This window comes from Jeotgalibacillus sp. R-1-5s-1, from assembly GCF_004405105.1.
Taxonomy (GTDB): Bacteria; Bacillota; Bacilli; order Bacillales; family Jeotgalibacillaceae; genus Jeotgalibacillus.
On record NZ_SORW01000002.1, the window covers coordinates 228,635 to 248,916 of the forward strand.

The 20,282-nt window shown below is 43.6% G+C and carries 17 protein-coding genes; all 17 read right to left on the reverse strand.

Translation table 11 applies throughout. From position 1 onward, the window contains the following. Positions 1–102: 102 nt before the first annotated feature. On the reverse strand, positions 103–1,341 hold the full coding sequence (locus E2491_RS01175; protein ID WP_134371702.1) for a competence/damage-inducible protein A: 1,239 nt from the start codon (positions 1,339–1,341) through the stop codon (positions 103–105). A gap of 12 nt (positions 1,342–1,353) precedes the next feature. Then, on the reverse strand, positions 1,354–1,932 hold the full coding sequence (gene pgsA / locus E2491_RS01180; protein WP_134371704.1) for a CDP-diacylglycerol--glycerol-3-phosphate 3-phosphatidyltransferase: 579 nt from the start codon (positions 1,930–1,932) through the stop codon (positions 1,354–1,356). A gap of 64 nt (positions 1,933–1,996) precedes the next feature. After that, entirely contained in the window at positions 1,997–2,878 is an 882-nt protein-coding gene (locus tag E2491_RS01185; protein ID WP_134371706.1) for a helix-turn-helix domain-containing protein, read from the reverse strand. A gap of 21 nt (positions 2,879–2,899) precedes the next feature. After that, entirely contained in the window at positions 2,900–3,691 is a 792-nt protein-coding gene (locus tag E2491_RS01190; RefSeq protein WP_134371708.1) for a DUF3388 domain-containing protein, read from the reverse strand. Between the two features lie 176 nt (positions 3,692–3,867). Continuing rightward, complete coding sequence (locus tag E2491_RS01195) at positions 3,868–4,125, reverse strand: DUF3243 domain-containing protein (protein ID WP_134371710.1); 258 nt, start codon at positions 4,123–4,125, stop codon at positions 3,868–3,870. 80 nt (positions 4,126–4,205) lie between these two features. Further along, the gene (gene ymfI, locus E2491_RS01200) at positions 4,206–4,925 is read right to left on the reverse strand and encodes an elongation factor P 5-aminopentanone reductase (RefSeq protein ID WP_134371712.1); all 720 of its coding nucleotides are present in this window, start codon (positions 4,923–4,925) and stop codon (positions 4,206–4,208) included. Then, a complete protein-coding gene (gene yfmH, locus E2491_RS01205) occupies positions 4,918–6,222 on the reverse strand; it encodes an EF-P 5-aminopentanol modification-associated protein YfmH (protein ID WP_134371714.1) in 1,305 nt (434 codons plus the stop codon). Before yfmH ends, ymfI begins: the two co-directional genes overlap by 8 nt. Before the next feature lie 3 nt (positions 6,223–6,225). Continuing rightward, positions 6,226–7,497, reverse strand: coding sequence for an EF-P 5-aminopentanol modification-associated protein YfmF (yfmF, locus tag E2491_RS01210; RefSeq protein WP_134371716.1), 1,272 nt, complete (start codon positions 7,495–7,497; stop codon positions 6,226–6,228). Between the two features lie 149 nt (positions 7,498–7,646). After that, on the reverse strand, positions 7,647–8,603 hold the full coding sequence (locus tag E2491_RS01215; RefSeq protein WP_134371718.1) for an ABC transporter permease: 957 nt from the start codon (positions 8,601–8,603) through the stop codon (positions 7,647–7,649). Further along, positions 8,604–9,656: an ABC transporter permease gene (locus E2491_RS01220; RefSeq protein WP_134371720.1), complete on the reverse strand. Its 1,053-nt coding sequence runs from the start codon at positions 9,654–9,656 to the stop codon at positions 8,604–8,606. It lies immediately after the preceding gene. A 1-nt stretch (position 9,657) separates the two neighbouring features. Then, entirely contained in the window at positions 9,658–11,181 is a 1,524-nt protein-coding gene (locus tag E2491_RS01225) for an ABC transporter ATP-binding protein (RefSeq protein ID WP_134371722.1), read from the reverse strand. 181 nt (positions 11,182–11,362) lie between these two features. Next, on the reverse strand, positions 11,363–12,439 hold the full coding sequence (locus E2491_RS01230; RefSeq protein WP_134371724.1) for a BMP family lipoprotein: 1,077 nt from the start codon (positions 12,437–12,439) through the stop codon (positions 11,363–11,365). A 54-nt stretch (positions 12,440–12,493) separates the two neighbouring features. Continuing rightward, the gene (locus tag E2491_RS01235; protein ID WP_134371726.1) at positions 12,494–13,219 is read right to left on the reverse strand and encodes a GntR family transcriptional regulator; all 726 of its coding nucleotides are present in this window, start codon (positions 13,217–13,219) and stop codon (positions 12,494–12,496) included. Positions 13,220–13,654: 435 nt separating this feature from the next. Then, entirely contained in the window at positions 13,655–16,009 is a 2,355-nt protein-coding gene (locus E2491_RS01240; RefSeq protein WP_134371728.1) for an FtsK/SpoIIIE family DNA translocase, read from the reverse strand. Positions 16,010–16,228: 219 nt separating this feature from the next. Further along, on the reverse strand, positions 16,229–17,896 hold the full coding sequence (locus E2491_RS01245; protein ID WP_134371730.1) for a ribonuclease J: 1,668 nt from the start codon (positions 17,894–17,896) through the stop codon (positions 16,229–16,231). A gap of 251 nt (positions 17,897–18,147) precedes the next feature. After that, positions 18,148–19,023, reverse strand: a complete 876-nt coding sequence (gene dapA, locus E2491_RS01250; protein WP_134371732.1) for a 4-hydroxy-tetrahydrodipicolinate synthase — start codon at positions 19,021–19,023, stop codon at positions 18,148–18,150. Between the two features lie 66 nt (positions 19,024–19,089). Beyond that, positions 19,090–20,280 carry an aspartate kinase gene (locus tag E2491_RS01255; RefSeq protein WP_134371734.1) on the reverse strand — a complete coding sequence of 397 codons (1,191 nt, stop codon included), beginning with the start codon at positions 20,278–20,280 and terminating at the stop codon, positions 19,090–19,092. Positions 20,281–20,282 lie beyond the last annotated feature (2 nt).

A 20,282-nucleotide genomic window follows, 5' to 3' on the forward strand; every position in this document is an offset into this window, starting at 1 on the left:
TTTTATTTTCAGCATTTTCTTTTTTCCCATATCGATTTTTCAAGTTACAAACATCAATGCCGCATGAAAACCAGTAGATTACTGATTTCCATACGGCATCTTTTATGCGTGAATAAACCGGATCAGCTCAAACAATCCGTGCTTAACCGCCCTGATTCTTTTAAAGTTCCGTTCACCCTGAAGCTTCAGCTGCTTGGAATAAAGACTGCCGTCACGACTCGCAATACTGAGCCAGACGGTCCCTTCCTCTTTCCCTTCAAAAGGTCCGGGCCCTGCCACGCCGGTGAAGCTGATTCCAATATCGGTGTTATAAAGGCGCATGACATTGGCAGCCATTTCCTCAGCACATTGCTGACTGACGGTGCCATGGACTGAAATCGTTTCACTAGAGACGTTCAGAACAGACTGTTTGGCGTCTGGGCTATAAACAACAGCAGACCCTTGTAGTGAGCTGCTGATCCCTGCAACAGTGGCTAATTCAGAAGCAAACAAGCCCGCAGTCAGACTCTCTGCCGATGAAATGGACAGTTTTTTTTGTTTTAACAGCGCTGCAGCTTTGACTGTCAGCGATTCATCATCGTAACCATATATATAATCACCGCATGGCCTGTTACGGATGGTTTCTTCAACCTGATCCACAAGGGTCACAGCTTTTTCCAGGGTTTCTTCAGCAGCTGTCAGACGGAGCGTAACCTCACCGTCTGATGCAAGAGGTGCTACAGTTGGGTTTGTCCCATTCATCAGATCTTCAACCATGGTCTCGAGCTCTGCTTCCCCTATTCCGAAAAAGCGCAGAACTTTCGAATGGATGGTTGTGCTGCCTGATCTCTTTTTTAACAAATAAGGCAACAGCTGATCTGTCAGCATCGGTTTCATTTCTCTCGGCGGTCCCGGAAGAAGGACAATGGTTGACTGCCCATCTTCAATAACCATTCCGGGGGCCATGCCGTGATGGTTAAACAATACTTTACTTCCTTCAATCACAAGTGCCTGTTTACGGTTATTATCCGTCATTGCCCGACCGGCTGATCTGAAATATTGTTCAATGTAATCAAGAGAGGACTGATCATAGACAAGCTTTCTGTCCAGAATAGAGGCAGCTGTTTCCTTCGTAAGGTCATCTTTCGTCGGTCCGAGTCCACCGGTCATGATAATGAGATCAGAACGGCTTCTTGCGGCGTTCAGCTCATCTGTCAGCCGTTCAGTGTTGTCTCCAATCACACTGTGCCGGAATACACCTATCCCTGCCTCAGCAAATCTGGCCGAGATGAACTGAGCGTTTGTATTGGCAATCTGGCCAAGCAAAAGCTCTGAGCCTACAGCAATAATTTCAGCATTCATACAGACAGCTCCTTATTTCGAATCTCGAAATGCTCCCCAGTTCTTGACGAAATAATCAACTCCCGACCATACAGTGAAAAATGCCGCAACATATAGTGCGATCAGGTCAAATGGAATTGAAAACATTGCGAAAAAGATATTGTGCAAAAGAAGTGAAGAAATCGCGACAATCTGCACCCACATTTTAATTTTACCAAGCATGGCAGCAGCATGAACTTCACCTGAGCCTGCCAGGACGAGCCTCAGTCCGGTGATCGCAAATTCTCTTGAAATGATAATAATAACGAGCCAGGACGGAGCCATTTGAAGCTCAACCAGAATAATAAGCGCTGCAGACACAAGCAGTTTATCCGCTAATGGATCAAGGAACTTCCCAAGGTTTGTAACGAGATCATATTTTCTTGCATAATAGCCATCCACCCAATCAGTCGTAGCGGCAAAGATAAAAATCATGGCAGCAATAAAGTGATGTACGGGAATGTCTGCACCAAGAAGTGTGAGCTCCCCCCAGCCAAAGTCAACCAGCATAAAAATCATAAACAAAGGAATAAGAAAAATCCGTGAAATCGTAATTTTATTTGGTATATTCATAAAATCTCTCCTCAATACAATGTAGTGGCAAAAAAATAGTCATCATTCCTGATGACTATCTTTCTTAGGATGCTGATTCGATTTCAAAAATCATATTCTGCGTAACACCGGAACCGCCGAATTCAACAGGTTCACCGTTTAGCTGAACAGATGTAACCGATGAATTTCCAACGCGGACTCTTACCCAGTCAAGGCCTGATGCATCAAAATTCAAGTCATTTCCGCTTTCAACCGCTGCATCATACAGAATATTTCCTTCGCGGTCACGTATTGTGATCCACGAGTTATCGGAAGCAATCTGAAGTGTCAGCTCTTCCTGACTGTTTGTGACTGTGAAGTTATTGTCTTCACCCTGAACGCCGGTACTTTCAATCGATAGCTCTTCAGCAGGAGGCTCTTCTTCAACAGGCTCTTCCTCTGCAGGTTCGTCATTCGCATCTGCAGATTCTTCAGGTGCCTCTTCAGCAGGCTCTTCTGTTCCTTCAGGCTGTTCAATATTTACAGATTGTTCAGTCTCAGGGTCAGCATTGTTTTCAGCCTGGTTACCCGGATCAGACAACTGCTGTACCACAATCCAGATGACAAAGATGACACCAATTAAAAGCCCTACACCAAGAACGGTCGGAAGGAAGTTCATTACAGGAGACGTTCTCCTCGACGACCCTTTTGATTTTACTCTGGATAAATTGACCGGGATTGATTCATCATTGTTTTTTGGAATGTCTGATGAATAAGTCTCGAATAATTCCTCCGGATTTAACTGAACTGCTTCCGCATACTGTTTGATAAATGCCCGGACATAAAATGAACCCGGCATGGAGGAATAGTCACCTTCTTCAATTCCCTGAAGGTATCTTTTTTGAATTTTTGTTACTTTCTGAAGCTCGTCAAGCGTATATCCTTTTGCCTCTCTTGCTTCCTTTAGACGATTGCCTAGTTCAGTCAATTTTCCACACCTGCCAATATTTTAAAAGTCAAATTCTCCAAAATCCGATCCGCTGAACATATTGTTTTTTGGCACCATTTCATATGTAATCTCTTCATCGGGATCATGTCTGAGCTCAATGATATAATCAAAATCTTCTATTGAATACTCTGTGTTTTCAACGAACACATCAGGATGCTCAATCACTTTGACAGAAGGCATTCGCATGACTTCCCTGACGAGCTGCCAATGCTTTTCACTTGCCCTTCTCGTCGATACAACCCCGTCGAGAATAAAAAGATTATTTTCATTATATTCATCTTCAATGAGCTTATCCCTGATTGTCTGCTTAAGCAGTGTTGACGAAACAAATAACCACTTTTTGTTCGCACATACACTCGCAGCAACGATTGACTCTGTTTTACCTACCCTTGGCATCCCTCTGATTCCAATCAGTTTATGACCGTCCTGCTTGTACAGCTCAGCCATAAAGTCTACGAGCAGACCAAGTTCATCGCGTATAAAGCGGAATGTTTTCCGGTCATCTGCGTCTCTTTGAATGTAGCGCCCGTGCCGGACAGCCATTCTATCCCGCAGCTTCGGTTCTCTCAGCTTTGTCATCTGAATGGTATCCATTGTCTGAAGGATGGTTTCAAGTCGTAAGATCTGCTCGTCACTTTTTGCTAAAAGTAACATTCCTCTTCGTCCCTCATCTACACCGTTGATGGTTACAATATTAATTTCCAGCATGCCAAGTAAGGATGAAATGTCACCGAGCAGTCCAGGACGGTTTTTCTGAATTTCATATTCCAAATACCATTCTTTCCGCTCCATGAAAACAGCTCCTTAATGTGACGATTTTCGAGGAATTTCTATATTGATAATAATAAATCATTTCGCACTAATAGAAAAGGAAAAGTCTGAAATCAAAATAAAAAAGGAGGATTTTCCTCCTTTTTACCTCTTTTGACAATATCACTTGACGCAGCGGTCAAAATCACCTGCTGGTATTAATGAGCTGATGATTCACCGACAAGCTTAATCATTAAGTTTGCAATTGTATGCTGTTCTTTTTTATCCGCAACGGACCATAGATCTGCCAGCACCCGCTCCTGCTCATTTTTCGGATCCACATTTTTCGCAAGGTAATCTCCAATTTGAAATGCGATCTCTGACATTTTACTTTCTTCCATTCCGTCATTTTGAGCATGAATGACCTTATCACCAAGAAATGATTTCCACTGTTGCCAGTTTTCAAGAATCGACATATTTGTTGCCTCCCATACACATTTTAAAGGGGGTTGATGCCCTTTTTCCTAGTATGAGCATGCAGTAATAAAAATATTCTTCACGTATGCCATCCGCCATTTACAGAGAGCACCTGTGAGGTAATATAGGAGGATGATGAGCTGAGCAAAAATAAAACCGCATCTGCAATCTCTTCAGGTTTACCCATCCGGCCAAGCGGAATTTCACCATTTATCCCCTGGCGTTCTTCTTCAGAGTAATGGATTGTCATTTTTGTTGCCACAGCACCCGGGGACACAGCATTCACCCGGATTCCTGAAGGTGCAAGCTCTTTTCCAAGTGCTTTTACAAAAGCGATTTGTGCACCTTTGACGGCAGAATACATGACTTCATAGGATGCACCGGTCTCTCCCCAGATTGAGGAAACAATCACAATAGATGCTTTCATACGCTGTCTGAGCGCAGGCAGCATATGGCGGATGATTCTGACCGGCTGTTTGAGATGCACATTCCAGAGCTCATCAATGACCGTATCAGTCGTGTCTTCAAGCATTCCTTCATAGTGAGTGCCTGCTGTATGGACGATCCCATCAACAGGCATAGAGGTCTTAAGAAATTCATCGACACTGTGATCCGATGTCAAATCGATTTTTGACGGTATGATTTTCTCCGGGACAGGTATGGAATCTCTCAGCTTTAAAACGGGATCAGGATTGTGAAAATACTGGGCAATCACTGTATGTCCCTGATCAACAAGTTTTTTTGCAACAGCCTGCCCGATCCCGCCGCTTGCACCGAGCAAAAGATATGTTTTACTCATTTTCTCCGCCACTTTTTGGGACGATAAAAAAGCTCGTGATGCGATCTTCTTTAATAAAATCCTTCAATGCTGTATGAATATCCTCTACAGTCAGTGTTTCCAATGTTGGAACAGCATTAAATAAATCCATGTCATTAAAAGCATAACGGGTAAACTGATTGGCGATAAATTCAGGAGAATTCAATGATCGCAGGAATCCACCGATGTTTTTCTTTTTCACACCATCAATCTTTTTCTCTGTGATCGTAGGGTTTTGCGCTTCCTTCAGCAGAATTTCCTTGATTTCAGCTGCCAGCTTCACCGGATCCGGTGTGTTGCCGCCAAGCAGACCAAAACCAAAATTTTGTTCCTGGGTAAAATCAAACGAGAAATGATCATCGATTAACCCACGGTCATAAAGGTCCGTGTAATAATCGGACGTTTTACCGAACAGCACTTCAAATGCCGTATTGATCGACAGCTCTTTTCTGAGCAGCTCATCTCCACTGATATTTTTTTCAATGGATTTAATGCCAACCATACATTTTGAAACCTGAACTTCCATATTAAGTTCGTTATGCGCGACCTTAACATGTTCCGGTTCATTATCGAATTTCCGTTCTATCTGCTGTGGAGGATCAAACGTTTTAGACGCCTGATTGGCACGGACAAATTCCATGTACTCTTCTGGATCAACCGGTCCAACAATAAAGACAGACATATTGGACGGATGATAAAAGGTATGATAACACTGGTAAAGATGATCTTTTGTAATATGGGAAATGGATTCCACTGTACCGGCAATATCGACTCTGACAGGATGGTGGTGGAACATGTTTTGAATCGCGCCGAAATAAAGCCTCCAGTCAGCGTTATCGTCATACATCGTAATTTCCTGTCCGATAATACCCTTCTCTTTTTCCACCGTTTCCTCTGTAAAATAAGGAGCCTGAACAAAATCAATCAGGGTTTCGAGGTTTTTCGTGACCTGATCCGTGCTTGAAAACAGATACGCCGTTCGGGTAAAAGAGGTAAATGCGTTTGCAGAAGCCCCCTGCATACTGAACTTTTGAAAAACATCACCATCTTCTTTCTCAAACATCTTATGCTCAAGAAAATGGGCAATCCCGTCAGGCACGCGCGTGAATTCATCCTCACCGAGCGGCTTGAAATGATCGTCAATCGATCCGTATTTCGTCGTAAAAGTAGCAAATGTTTTATTAAAATCGGGCTTCGGTAAAATATAAACGGTTAACCCGTTTTCAAGCGTTTCGAAGTAGATTTCCTCTTCAAGCTGTTTAAATGTCTGCTTTTGCATGGCTCATTCCTCTCCTGACGTCAAAATATAGGTTGTATCCTTCTTCAGCTTTTTTGCCGCCGCAATCACATGATCTGCTGTTACGGCATCCACTTTTTCAAACCAGCGGTCAATGTCTACCGGTGCATCAGCCACTTCACCCTGATATAAAACCTCAACAATTCCCCGTGAAGCATCAAGCGTTTCAAGCATCTGGTTTTTAAGAACCGCCTTCGTCTGGTTCAGTTCGTTTTCTGAGACCTCACCATTTTGGATTGCCTGCAGCTGCTCTTCAATAATAAGCGCAGCCCGCTCCACCTTGGCGGGTTCAACTCCTGACATCACCACGACGAGGCCTTTGTGACTTTCAACTCTGCTCGCTGCGTAATAGGCAAGACTTTCTTTTTCCCGCACGTTTAAGAACAGCTTGGAATGCGGAAATCCTCCGAACAGTCCATTCATGACAGTGAGCGGTATGTAATCGTCATCCCCGTACACGATATTTGTTCTGTAACCAATATTTAACTTACCCTGTTTGATTTTTTGAGACTCCACCACTTCTTTTGCGTCTGTTGTATTTATGCTTTTTACGTCAGGCTTTGTGACAGGTTCCCGCTCTGGAAAATGGAATTCTTTTTGGCAATACGATGTAATCGCTTCTGAGTCAACGTCACCTACTACATATAGGTCGACTGTATCTTTTTCAATCATGTTTCTGTACGCCTTATACAGTTCCTCTGCTGTTACCTGATTTAACTTTTCTTCACTGCCGTTCGGGTGAAGGGCATACGCTTCCCCTTTGCACATTTCCTCAACAAGACGCTGTGAAGCATACCGCATTTTGTCATCCTTCAACGCCTGCAGTTTTTGCTTAAGCGTCCGTTTTTCCTGCTCAATGACTTTTGGACTGAATGAATCCCCTTCAAGTAAAGGGTTAAAAAGCATTTCCTTTAGCACATTCAGCGCTTCTTTTGCCAGAGGAGTCGGATCTTTCAAATATCGTTCATTCGGAATATCCACCGCAAACGAAAGAATGTGGTATTCTCCCTTTTTGTTAACGTCTACAGAGGCACCAGCGCCATAAAGTTCATCAAGGTGCGACCTGAAGTCAGCAGTCGTCGGCCATTTTTTTGTACTGCTCTGCAAAATATACGGTATTAGCGCTCTCGCGGTTACGTCATTTTCATTTAAACGTGACCTGAATTTGAAAACAAACTGGTTTGTTTTGAATTTTTTCGTCTGAACAATTCTCAAGCTTAACCCCTGCTGTCTGCTTACCGTCTGGTTAATCTTCATCTCAATTCCTCCCGGCAAATGTCATGATTCTTTTTCAGTATTCATATTCTCTAACCCCACTATACATTCATCCGGCTCCATGCAACAAGCATGAAGGAATGAATATAGAAAAAAGCAGGATGATCATAATGCTCACCCTGCCTTTTTTCTTATCGTTTACCTTTAATATAAGGTGTTCCAATTGCTTTTGGTGCATCTGCGCGCCCGATAAACCCTGCAAGCGCAAGAATTGTCAGTGCGTAAGGTGCAGCAAGAAGGACCCAGTTAGGGACATCGGCAAGAAGCGGGAAGCTTGAACCGATAATCGCAAGACTCTGTGCAAGTCCAAAGAACATTGCTGCTCCCATTGCACCAAGCGGATGCCACTTACCGAAAATAACCGCCGCTAAGGCAATAAAGCCCTGACCGGTAATCGTTCCGGCGCTGAATATTTGTGAAATCGTCAGCGCATATACACCACCACCAAGTCCACCAAGAACCCCTGAAATGATAACGGCTGTATATCTCATTTTGTAAACGTTAATCCCCATCGTATCAGCAGCAAGCGGATGCTCACCTACTGAACGCAGCCTTAAACCAAATGGTGTTTTAAACAACACATACCAGGCAATAATCGCCACAAAGATCGCAATATAAGATGTAATAAAGTTATCAAAGAAAATAGGTCCGATAACCGGAATATCATAAAGGAACGGAATTCTGTAATAGCTGAAAGACTCCGGAATCTGAGGCGTCTGTCCTGCGCCATACCAATCCTTAACTAAATAAACACCAAGGCCCAATGCCAAAAAGTTAATCGCTACACCACTTACTACGTGGTCCGCTCTGAATGAGATCGAAGCAACGGCATGAATAAGTGAGAAGACTCCGCCGACAGCCATCGCTACAAGCAGGGAAACCCATGGTGTTGCGTCGCCTAATGAACTTGCAAATGTAATGTTAAAGACAACGGCTGAAAAAGCACCGATCACCATTAACCCTTCCAACCCGATATTAACAACTCCGGAACGTTCTGAAAACACTCCGCCAAGCGCTGTAAAAATTAACGGGGCAGATGCAAGCAGCATTGATTGAACTAAAATATCAAGTGCTGTTAAGAAACTCATTTATTTCGCCCCCTTTTTTAAGCGCTGGAGTAAATAAGCAATAATGTAGCTTGAAGCAACGAAGAAAATAATAATCGCAATGACAATCTCAACAAGCTCTGTCGGAACACCTGATTCAAGCGGCATAATAAGCGCCCCCTGCTTCAAAATGCCAAATAGTGCAGCTGCGAAAACGATACCTAAGGCTACGTTTCCACCAAGAAGCGCTACTGCGATTCCGTCAAATCCAACACCTGAGAAAGCGCCGTGGATAAAACCGTAACCGAACGTTCCAAGTCCCTCCATTGCTCCTCCAAGACCTGCAAAAGCACCCGAGATCAGCATGGAAAGAACGATATTTCTATTTACATTCATTCCGGCATATTCCGATGCATTCTGGTTAAAGCCTACAGAGCGCAGTTCGAATCCTGTCGTTGTTCTTTCAAGAATGATGTAATAAATAATAACGGCAGCAAGTGCCAGAAAAATTCCATAATGCATAGTGGAAAATTCCGTTAAAGTCTCAAAAAACGGTGATTTAAGTGAAGCAGATTCCGGTACACGATCAGTCGTATTCTGTTCATCAGAAATAACAAAACGGATCAGGTAATTACAGAAGTGAAGCGCGATATAGTTCATCATAATCGTCACAATTACTTCGTGAACACGTAATCTCGCTTTTAAAATACCCGGGATAAATGCCCACAGCGCACCTGCTAATGCACCTGCTAAAATCGCCATCGGGAGGTGGATTATCTTAGGAAGATCAAATGCCAGACCTACCCAGACAGAAGCCACCCATCCTACAAGAAGCTGGCCTTCAACCCCGATATTGAACAGTCCGGTACGGAATGCAAAAGCAACCGCAAGTCCGGCAAAAATATAAGGGGTTATTTGACGGATGGTTTCTCCAATGTAGAAACTCTCACCAAGAGAGCCTTTCAACAGTGCAGCATAACCCTGAATCGGATTAAAACCGGATACAAGCATGATAATGGCACCCACTATTAATCCGAGAACGACTGAAATCAGTGGGATTAATATTTTCTGAAAGCGACTGAAACGTTCGAACATGCTATTCTGCACCTACTTTCTTTTTAGAGCCGGCCATCAGCAGTCCGAGTTCCTGCTCTGTTGTTTCTTTTGGATCAACGATCGCAATAATATTTCCTTCATAAATAACTGCAATGCGGTCACTTACATTCAGGATCTCCTCAAGCTCAAAAGAAATGAGCAGAACGGCTTTACCGTTATCCCGCTGTTCAATAAGACGCTTATGAATAAACTCAATCGCCCCAACATCAAGCCCCCGTGTCGGCTGGGCTGCAATCAGCAGATCCGGATCACGGTCGACTTCACGCCCGATAATTGCTTTTTGCTGATTTCCGCCTGACAATGCTCTCGCTGGCGTTGTTTCAGAAGGCGTTCTTACGTCAAACTCCTGTATCAGCTTTTTAGCCTGTTTGTTAATTTCCTTATTATTTAACACACTATATTTAGAGTATGGCTTAGAATAATAGGTTTGGAGAACCATATTATCTCCGATCGGGAAGTCCAGAACGAGACCATGCTTATGGCGGTCCTGCGGTATATGTCCAACCCCTGCTTCTGTGATTTTACGTGTCTTATATTTTGAGATTTCCTTGCCGTTCAGCTTTACTGACCCGGATTGGATCTTTTTCAGTCCCGTAATGGCTTCAATCAGTTCAGACTGACCATTGCCATCAACACCGGCAATTCCAACAATCTCACCGCTGCGCACTGTTAAATCAAGGTTGCGGACTGCATCCACCCCTCTTGAATCCTTAACATTCAGCTTTGAAATTTCAAGCACTGTATCTTTTGGCACAGCAGGCTTTTTGTCTGTTTTAAACAGTACTTCACGTCCAACCATCAGACTTGCAAGCTGCGTAGGTGTCGTTCCTTCCACATCAAGCGTCTCGATTCCGACACCTTTACGGATCACCGTTACACGGTCACAAACTTCTATGATTTCTTTCAGTTTGTGGGTGATCAGGATAATTGATTTACCTTCCTTGATCAGTGTACGGAAAATCTGAGTCAGTTCTTTGATTTCCTGAGGTGTTAAAACCGCCGTAGGCTCATCAAAAATCAGCATTTCTGCTCCGCGGTATAGTGTTTTCAGGATCTCTACACGCTGCTGCATTCCGACTGAAATATCAGCAATCTTAGCTTTTGGATCCACCTTCAGGCCATATCGGTCAGAAATCTCCTGTACATCCTTTTCCGCTTTTTTCATATCAATGTTTAAACCTTTTTTCGGCTCGAGTCCCAGTACAATATTTTCTGTAACCGTAAAAGTATCCACAAGCATAAAGTGCTGGTGCACCATTCCGATTCCAAGGTCATTGGCAATATTCGGGCTCGTGATTTTAACCGTCTTGCCTTTTACTTTAATTTCCCCTTTTTCGGGCTGGTAGAGTCCAAAAAGAACGTTCATCAGTGTAGATTTTCCTGCTCCGTTTTCTCCCAGCAGCGCATGAATTTCGCCTTTTTTCAACTGCAGCGTGATGTTATCGTTTGCTACAATGCCAGGGAACTCTTTGCGGATGTTCAACATTTCAACTACGTAATCCATCCGTTATCACTCCTTCTTTATCAAGGGAGGTAGGTTGAATGAGGTCCGACCTCTCCGAACATTTGGAAAAATGCTAAATGAATAAAGGGAAAATTCTCCTTATTCAGTTAACATTCTTGCATAAAAAAAGGGGAATTTCAGGCCGCACTCAGGCAGCCCTCCATTCCCCTATGCTTTTGTCTTACTCAAGTGTTGAAGGTACTTCGATTTCACCATCAACGATCTGCTGCTGGTAATCAGCAATTGTGTCAAGGATTTCCTGAGTCAAGTTGTCCTGAGATTCAGCAATTGCAATTCCTTCTTCCTGAATACCGTACTCAATGATTTCTCCTCCTGGGAAGTCACCATCCATCGCACGCTTTGAAACGTCCTGAACAGCTACGTCTACACGCTTAACCATTGAAGTAAGTGTTACGTTGTTATCACCGACCTGACCTTCTTCATACTGGTCACGGTCAACTCCGATTACCCAAACAGCACGATCAGGATCCTGCTCTTTCAGGTTTTTCGCTTCTGTGAATACACCGTTTCCTGTTCCGCCTGCTGCGTGATAAATAACGTCAACGCCGGAACCGTACATTGCTGCAGCCATCTGCTGACCGCGTGATGCATTGTTAAAGTCTCCTGCAAATTCAATTGTTACTTCAGCATCAGGGTTAACTGCTTCAACACCAGCTTTAAAACCAGCTGCGAATTTGTTGATCAGGTCAGATTCAACTCCGCCTACAAATCCGATTTTGTTTGATTCAGTTGTAAGACCCGCTGCAACACCTACAAGGAATGAACCTTCATGCTCTTTGAACGTGATTGAAGCAACATTGTCGCCTTCAGCCACTGAGTCAATAATCGCAAAGTTTGTATCAGTCTGCTGAGCCGCAACCTGCTGAATCGCTTCAGTTAGAAGGAACCCTACACCGAATACAAGATCAAAGTCATTACGTACAGCTGTATTCATGTTTGTTACATAGTCAGCGTCATTGTTTGACTGGAAGTAAGTGTAACCACCCGTACCTTCTTCAAGACCGTTGTCTGCACCGAAAGCCTGAAGACCTTCCCATGCTGACTGGTTAAATGATTTGTCATCAACACCGCCAGTATCTGTTACCATTGCAACAGAGAATTCGCTTGTTTCTGCTTCTCCGCCGCTGCCGTTACCGCCTTCGTTGCCTGTTTCAGCTTCATCGCTTCCACAAGCCGCCAATACTGTACCTGCTGCCAGGAACATAGACAGAGCCATACCAAATTTACGTTTTTTCACTTTCAATTACCCCCTAAGGTTTTTTCGTGTATTAGTAGGAATGCAAAAAATGCATTAAACACGCTTACGAACTACATGAAAGCTAAATCGGTCAGCCTTGAAATAATTCAGTGAATATAAAATCGGCTGATCCTTATCGTCATAGTGCAGCTGCTTTAAAACCAGCAGTGCAGTTTCGGGCTCACACCCTAGTATCGGCGACACTTTGTCGTTGTATCCGGCGGGTTCAATATGCGTTACCGCATAAGATATGTATAATCCGCCGTTCTCCTCTAGCAATGAAAACATGGACCGGTCCTCATGTGTGAATGAAGCTGGCATCAGATTAGATGGTACTTTGTCCACACAATACACAACTGGATCCCCGTTAGCCGTCCGCACACGCTCGATGACTGTCATTTCGTCATCAGGTGTACAGGAGAAACGAAGAAGATCTTCGTCGGTCGGACCCTGTGATGTAGAACTGAGAAAAACCGTGCCCGGTTCCATTCCTGCCTGTTTAATCATATCCGTTACACTGTATAGCTGCTCGATACCGGATGAAAACAGTGGCTTGGAATTAACAAAAGTACCTACTCCATGGCGCCGTACAATTCGATTTTCCTCTTCCAGAATTCTCAGAGCCTCTCTTAAGGTAGCTCTGCTGATGCCAAGCTGCCTTGAAAGTTCAAACTCTGAAGGAAGGCGTTCTTTCTCTTTATATACGCCTTTATCGATATCTTTTTTCAGGCGGTCTATCACCTGAAGGTAAAGATGACGATTATCTGATTTAATAGTCATACGGTACACCACCAACTCTTTCGACATCAGACCTCTGATGTATTTCATTCCTACTAATCGAAAATACTATAACACTTTTCTTTTTGAAAAGGAATACTATTATTGAGTTTTCTCTAAAATTCTTTCAATCTATTTACAATTAAATGACTAATATTACAGAAGTTCCTCTTTAGTGTGAATGAATCCCTTTACATAATACAAATTTTAACAATAATCAAGCAAAATTTTCATAAGTCTGAAGGTTGTAAGCGATATCAATAGTATAACGTAATTGTTGATAACTTGTATATAGGTCAGACATCAAATGACTAAAATTATTTTTTCTTGTTGGATTATGTATGTATTTGACATCGTTTTACTTCGTGTTGCATGGTTCTTTTATCACTAAAAAGAGGACAACTCTGAATTGAGTTGTCCTCTTTTCAATATATTGATTTAATGATGTTCTTCAGCCTGTTTGGACTTTAATACTGTTCGGGGTTTACTGCCCTCATAAGGTCCAACGATTCCCCTTTGCTCCATGGCGTCAATGAGTCTGGCTGCTCTCGTATAGCCTACTCTGAATCTCCTTTGAAGCATGGATACTGACGCTGTCTGCATTTCGACGACGAGATCAACTGCTTCATCGAACAGATCATCTTCTATATCAGCTGTTGAGGTTTCCTCCACTTCATCCGGAATCATTTCTTCCTGATATTGCGCCTTTTGCTGTTCAATCACAGCATTTACGACGGTTTCTACTTCTTCATCACTAAGAAAGGCACCCTGCACCCTGACCGGTTTATTGGCTCCGATTGGCATGAAAAGCATGTCACCGCGTCCCAGTAATTTTTCTGCTCCACCGGTATCAAGGATGGTTCTCGAATCAATCTGTGATGAAACAGCAAAAGCAATTCTTGATGGAATATTGGCTTTAATAACGCCCGTGATAACATCTACTGATGGTCTTTGAGTGGCAATAATCAAATGAATACCTGCTGCACGGGCCATTTGAGCAAGTCTTGTTATGGAATCCTCCACATCATTGGATGCGACCATCATTAAGTCGGCAAGCTCGTCTACGATCACCACGATGTATGGCAGCTGAGGCTGTTTTGCGTCCTGTGAGTCATTATGTTTCCTTATGTGTTCATTGTATCCTTCAATATTCCTTGTCCCTGTATGGGAAAACAGATCATATCTGCGTTCCATTTCACTGACTACTTTCTTTAAGGCCTGGGAAGCTTTCCTCGCATCCGTGACAACAGGTGCGAGCAAATGAGGTACGCCGTTATAGACATTCAGCTCCACCATTTTCGGATCGATCATCATGAGTTTAACTTCATGAGGTTTCGTTCGCATAAGAATGGATACGATAATTCCGTTAATACATACACTCTTCCCGCTGCCTGTTGCCCCCGCCACGAGAAGGTGGGGCATTTTATTTAATTCAGCCGCCACCGCCTCCCCGGTGATGTCTCTTCCGAGGCCGATCAGCAGCTTGGCATTTTCTTTTTCCTTTTTTTGCGCTTCCAGTACTTCTCTGAGCGAAACCATCGCTACCTCTGAATTCGGCACTTCAATTCCGATCGCTGACTTTCCTGGAATTGGTGCTTCAATCCGTATATCCTTTGCAGCGAGGGCAAGTGCAAGATCGTCACTCAGGTTTACAATTTTGCTGACCTTCACGCCTGTATCAGGGTGAACTTCATATTTCGTTACTGCCGGGCCTAAATGCACCTGCGTTACCTTTGCTCTCACGCCAAAGCTTTGGAACGTTTTTTCAAGCTTGGAGGCATTTTTCTGTATCGCTTTATATTCGCTGCTCTGGTCCGCATGCGGGGGCAGTGACAACAGATCAATGGAAGGGAGAACGTATTCCTTATTTTCAACAGCTGCCACACCTCCGGACACAACGTCGAAGTCCTGTTCTTCCAGTTCATCCACAGCTTCTGCCTTCGGCTCAGGCTTTTTAACCGGTTCCGGTTTCTTTTCAGGCACTGCCCGTATCGAAGCTTTCTCAGCAAAACTTGAAATAAGCGGCTCAAATGATCTCTCTTCATCCTGCTGATCAAGGGGATCCTCAACTTTAGGCGGTTCATCCGGTTTTTTCCCGCTTCTCCGCGCAATTTGTTCTTCCTTACGCTGTTTTTTCTTTTCTTCTTTTCTTTCCTTCCACTGCTCACCAGCCTGGTTCTTCATTTCATTGATTTGGTCATATACCCATCGCATGGCCATTTTCACCACTTCACCAACTGATTTTCCAGATAGCATAATCGCACCAATCATAAACATGGCGATCGCTGCTACCTTGGAACCGGCTGATGCAAATAACAGGTGGAAAACAGAGTATAGCAGGGCGCCAAACATACCTGCACCCGGATTCATTGTAAAATCACTCGTTAACACTTCATGTGTTTGAATGAGTGCACTTCTGCTCGTTAAGAGACCGTCTGCAGCCCGCTGATCAAACATCAGAACATGACTGAACAGGAAGATACTTAACAGGATCAATAGCGCACCTGTCAGCCTCTTATGTAAAACTGGCGGGGTTTTGCGGTAGATCATCAGATAAACACCTAAAATGATGATTGAAACCGGAATGATCAGCTGAAAATTACCGAGCAGGTAAGTGAAAGCAATCGTCAGCCAGTTTCCCACCATGCCATATTGAAAAATCGACATAATGGATAACGTGATCAGGACAATTCCTGTTAATTCATATGTCAGGGGTGCCGTGAATTTTTGTCCGGCCTTTTTCTTTTTTCTTGTCGTTTTTTTTGCGGCTGTTCTTTTTTTAGCTGCCGGCATACGATTCACCTTCTTTCAGATTGAACAAATAAAGAGGCTGGGACAACACTCTAAATTGGAGGTGTTCCAGACTCTTTTTATCATCGCGCGGACCGCAACAAGACGGTTTATGCGTTGCTTACGTGTTTACTTATTTCAAAGCAAACATAACGCTGTAAAAAATCAATACAAGCCGGACCGCATTTTGACTGCTGACATCCGGCTTGCAAAAGCTGTTTATTATACTTCCATGATAATTGGTAAAATCATTGGTCGTCTTTTTGTTTTTGTGTAGAGCAGGTGATTAAGCGAATCACGGATTTCCTGTTTAATGCCTGACCAGTCAAATGTTCTGTTCTCAACATTTTTCTCTACAATATTCCGAACAACGGATACTGACTCCTCCATAAGCTTTTCAGACTCCCGCACGTATACAAATCCACGGGAAATGACTTCAGGACCAGCTGCAATGGATTTATTTTTACGATTTAATGTGACAACAACGAGCAGGACGCCATCCTGGGAAAGCAGTCTGCGGTCACGAAGTACGATGTTACCAACGTCACCTACACCTTTTCCATCAATGAGGATATTTCCTGTCTGCACGCGGCCGCTCATTTTCATTTTACCTGCAGCGTATTCAACGATATCACCCTTATCAGCAATAAAGATGTTGGAGCGTGGAATCCCCATCTCCTCTGCAAGTCTTGCGTGTGTAATCAGATGGCGGTATTCACCCTGAATCGGAATGAAATAGCGCGGCTTCATCAGATTGATCATCATCTTCAGATCTTCCTGGCTGCCATGTCCTGATACATGCACATTTTTACTTGCCGTCAAAACGGTGGCACCCGCTTTGGTCATCTCATTAACCGAGCGGTATAAATATACCTCCATACCAGGTGAAGGTGTAAACGTAATAAGAACGGTATCGCCCTCCTGGATATTGACAAAGTCATGTGTCTGATTCGCCATGCTCTGCATGACTTTAAATGGCTCATCATGGGTTCCGGAAAGGATAATCACGATCTCATCATCCTGATACTGGCTGATTTCATCCGGCTGAATACGTGTATCTTCCTCATAAGTCAGATACTCAAGTCTTGATGCCACGTTCACAACTCTTTCGACCGCTTCTCCGATCACAGCTACTTTACGTCCTGTGCGGCTTGCCACATCAAAGACCTGCTGGATCCGGATCAGATTGGATGCGTAACACGTCACAATCACTCGGCCTTTTGCTTTTCTGAAGCTTGTCTGAATCTGATTTTCAACGACTGATTCTGACGTTGTATGACCAGGACGCTCCGCTTCAGTACTGTCGGATAGGAGCGCAAATACACCCTTTTCACCAAGCTTTGCCATTTTCCCGATATTTGATGCATATCCGCCTCTGGCAGACTGATCAAACTTAAATTCACCAGTATGAACAATCGCCCCTTCAGACGTATGTATCGCAATACCAAGGGAATCAGGGATACTGTGAGTCGTCTGGAAAAACGTTACATTCACAGAATCGAATTTCATATTGCTCTTTTCATGGACGGTATAAAATTTAACACGTTCTTTAAAGCCGTATTCTTTTAAGCCGGCTTTAGCAAGTGCTACTGTCAGCTTTGAGCCATATACAGGCACTTTTATTTTTTCAAGAAGATACGGTAGCGATCCGATTGAATCATCATGACCATGCGTTAAAAAGATGGCCTTTACCCGCTCTTTATTTGCTTCAATATAATTAAAATCTGGAATGACGATATCAATCCCGAACATTTCATCCTCAGGGAACATCAGCCCTGAATCAATAATAAACATGTCGTCATCCACTTCAATCACGTACATGTTTTTACCGATCTCTCCAACCCCTCCGAGTGGAATGATCTTTATTTTTTCATTGGTTACTTTAGACAAACCTGTTTCCTCCTATATATATAATTCCGTTCCCATTTAAGCAGCTGAATTCATTATACTTGAGAATAGTCAGCCTGTACATGTATTTATCACGAATATACTGGATGGAATAAGCATATTTTATATAAAATGCTATACATATTCTGATTGTTCAGAGAAGATTTTAACAACATAACCGATCATTATGCAAAGAGAAAAAAGCCTCCTTCATAAACGAAGAAGACTTTTTTCATAAAAAGGCATTCTCATGCTTATCTACTGAACTGATCGAGCGCTTCATAGAGGAAATCTTTCTCGCTGTCATTTAAGACAACAAGCGGGAGGCGAACGCCACCACAAAGAATTCCCTGGCGGTTTAAAGCTTCTTTGACCGGAGCAGGACTCGGCTGGGCAAACAGAGCTCTTGTTAAAGGAAGCAGACGCTGGTGCATGACAGCCGCCTTTTTCAGGTCACCCTTTAGAAAATCAGCGATCATCTCCTGCATTTCCACCCCTGCAACGTGTGAGGTTACGGATACAACGCCGTAACCGCCAACGGATAAAAGCGGAAGTGTCAGTCCATCATCACCACTGTAAACAAGAAAATCATCATCTGTACCGGCAATGATTTCCGTCATCTGATCCAGATCACCGCTTGCTTCTTTTACCGCAACAATAGTCGGCAATTTAGAAAGGCGAATAATCGTATCCGCCTCAATATTTACAGCCGAACGTCCCGGGATGTTATAGATCATAACCGGTAGACTTACTTCTTTAGTGACGGCTTCAAAGTGACGGTAAAGCCCTTCCTGACTTGGTTTATTATAATAAGGTGCCACCAGCATCAACGCATCTGCTCCTGCATCCCTTGCTGCTTTTGACAGGGCAATGGTTCCTTCAGTCGTATTACTTCCTGTCCCTGCGATAACAGGCACCCTTTTATCAGCTGTTTTTACGACGAACTTGAACAGTTCCACTTTTTCATCGAAGGTCAGCGTTGGAGATTCACCTGTTGTTCCGGCCACAACCAACGAGTCTGACCCGTGATCAATTAAATAATTGACAAGCTGCTCCACACGGCCGTAATCGACCTTGTTATGCTCATCAAAAGGTGTAGTCATTGCAGTTGAGACTCGCCCAAAATTCATTGTATTCACTCCTGTTTTTCATTCCTTACTATCAGGACAGACCTGTAAGGCAACCAGCCTGACGTTTTATGCATTAGATAAATCTTCTGCACCTGATTCAATAAAAAAATAATGCAATAGCTGCTGTGCTGCGGCAGAAGAATGCTGATCAGTCAAAATCCAAAACGTCATATGACTGTCTGCTGTCTGCCATATCTTAATATCATGCTTCGTTAATAGGCTGACGATGGATGACGTAATCCCGGGTTTACCGGCCATCCTTTCACCTATCAGCGCAATTTTTGATACATTTTCTTTAAACGTGTATGGAAAACCTGCACGCAGCAGAATCTCTTTTAATTTAAATGCATCAGCTTTATCCACGGTAAACTTGACTTCGTTAGGCTGTATGGAAATTAAATCGATACTGATCTCAGCCTGGGCAACCCTCGTAAACACACGATCACAATCCTGTGAATTAACGATGACCTGTACAAGGTGATTGACAGCTGTCACGGATTGAATCGGACCACCATTTTGATGGCGTTCTGTAATCCAGGTTCCGCTCTCACCATCCAATGCCCCTGTCCATAATGGAACCTTGTTCGATCTGGCCCATTCGATTGCCTTCGGATGAATCACTTTAGCTCCCTGGTAAGCAATATGACAGGCTTCATCATAAGAAATCCTGTCAACAATGGATGTATTATAGATGACCGAAGGATCACCGCTCATGATCCCTTCAACATCTGTAAACAACTGGCACGCCTCTGCATCAAGGGCTGCTGCGATCGCACATGCTGTCGCATCACTGCCCCCTCTTCCAAGGGTTGAAACCTCGCCAAATGGTGACATACCTTGAAAACCGGTTAATACCACTACTTGAGAAGATGCAAATTCCTTTAAAATCGGTTCAGGATTTACTTTCGTAATCGAGGCATTCAGCACCCGGTCAGTATGAATCCCCGCTTCTCTGCCCGTAATAACAGACGCCTTTAAACCAATCTCATGCAGCACTGAGGAAAAAACAGCCGCTGAGATCGTCTCTCCGCATGAAAGCAGGAGTGCCTGGTGCTGATCAGGCATACTATCGGGACTGTCAATAAGGGAAAGCAGTGAATCTGTTGCGTATGGATCGCCATGTCTTCCCATTGCAGAGACTACCGCTACTACTTTCTTTCCACTCTTTACTGCCTTTTCAACCTGTATAGCGGCTAAATTTCTTTTTTCCGCTGTCGTGAGTGAGGTACCGCCGAATTTCTGTACAATGATGGTCAAGC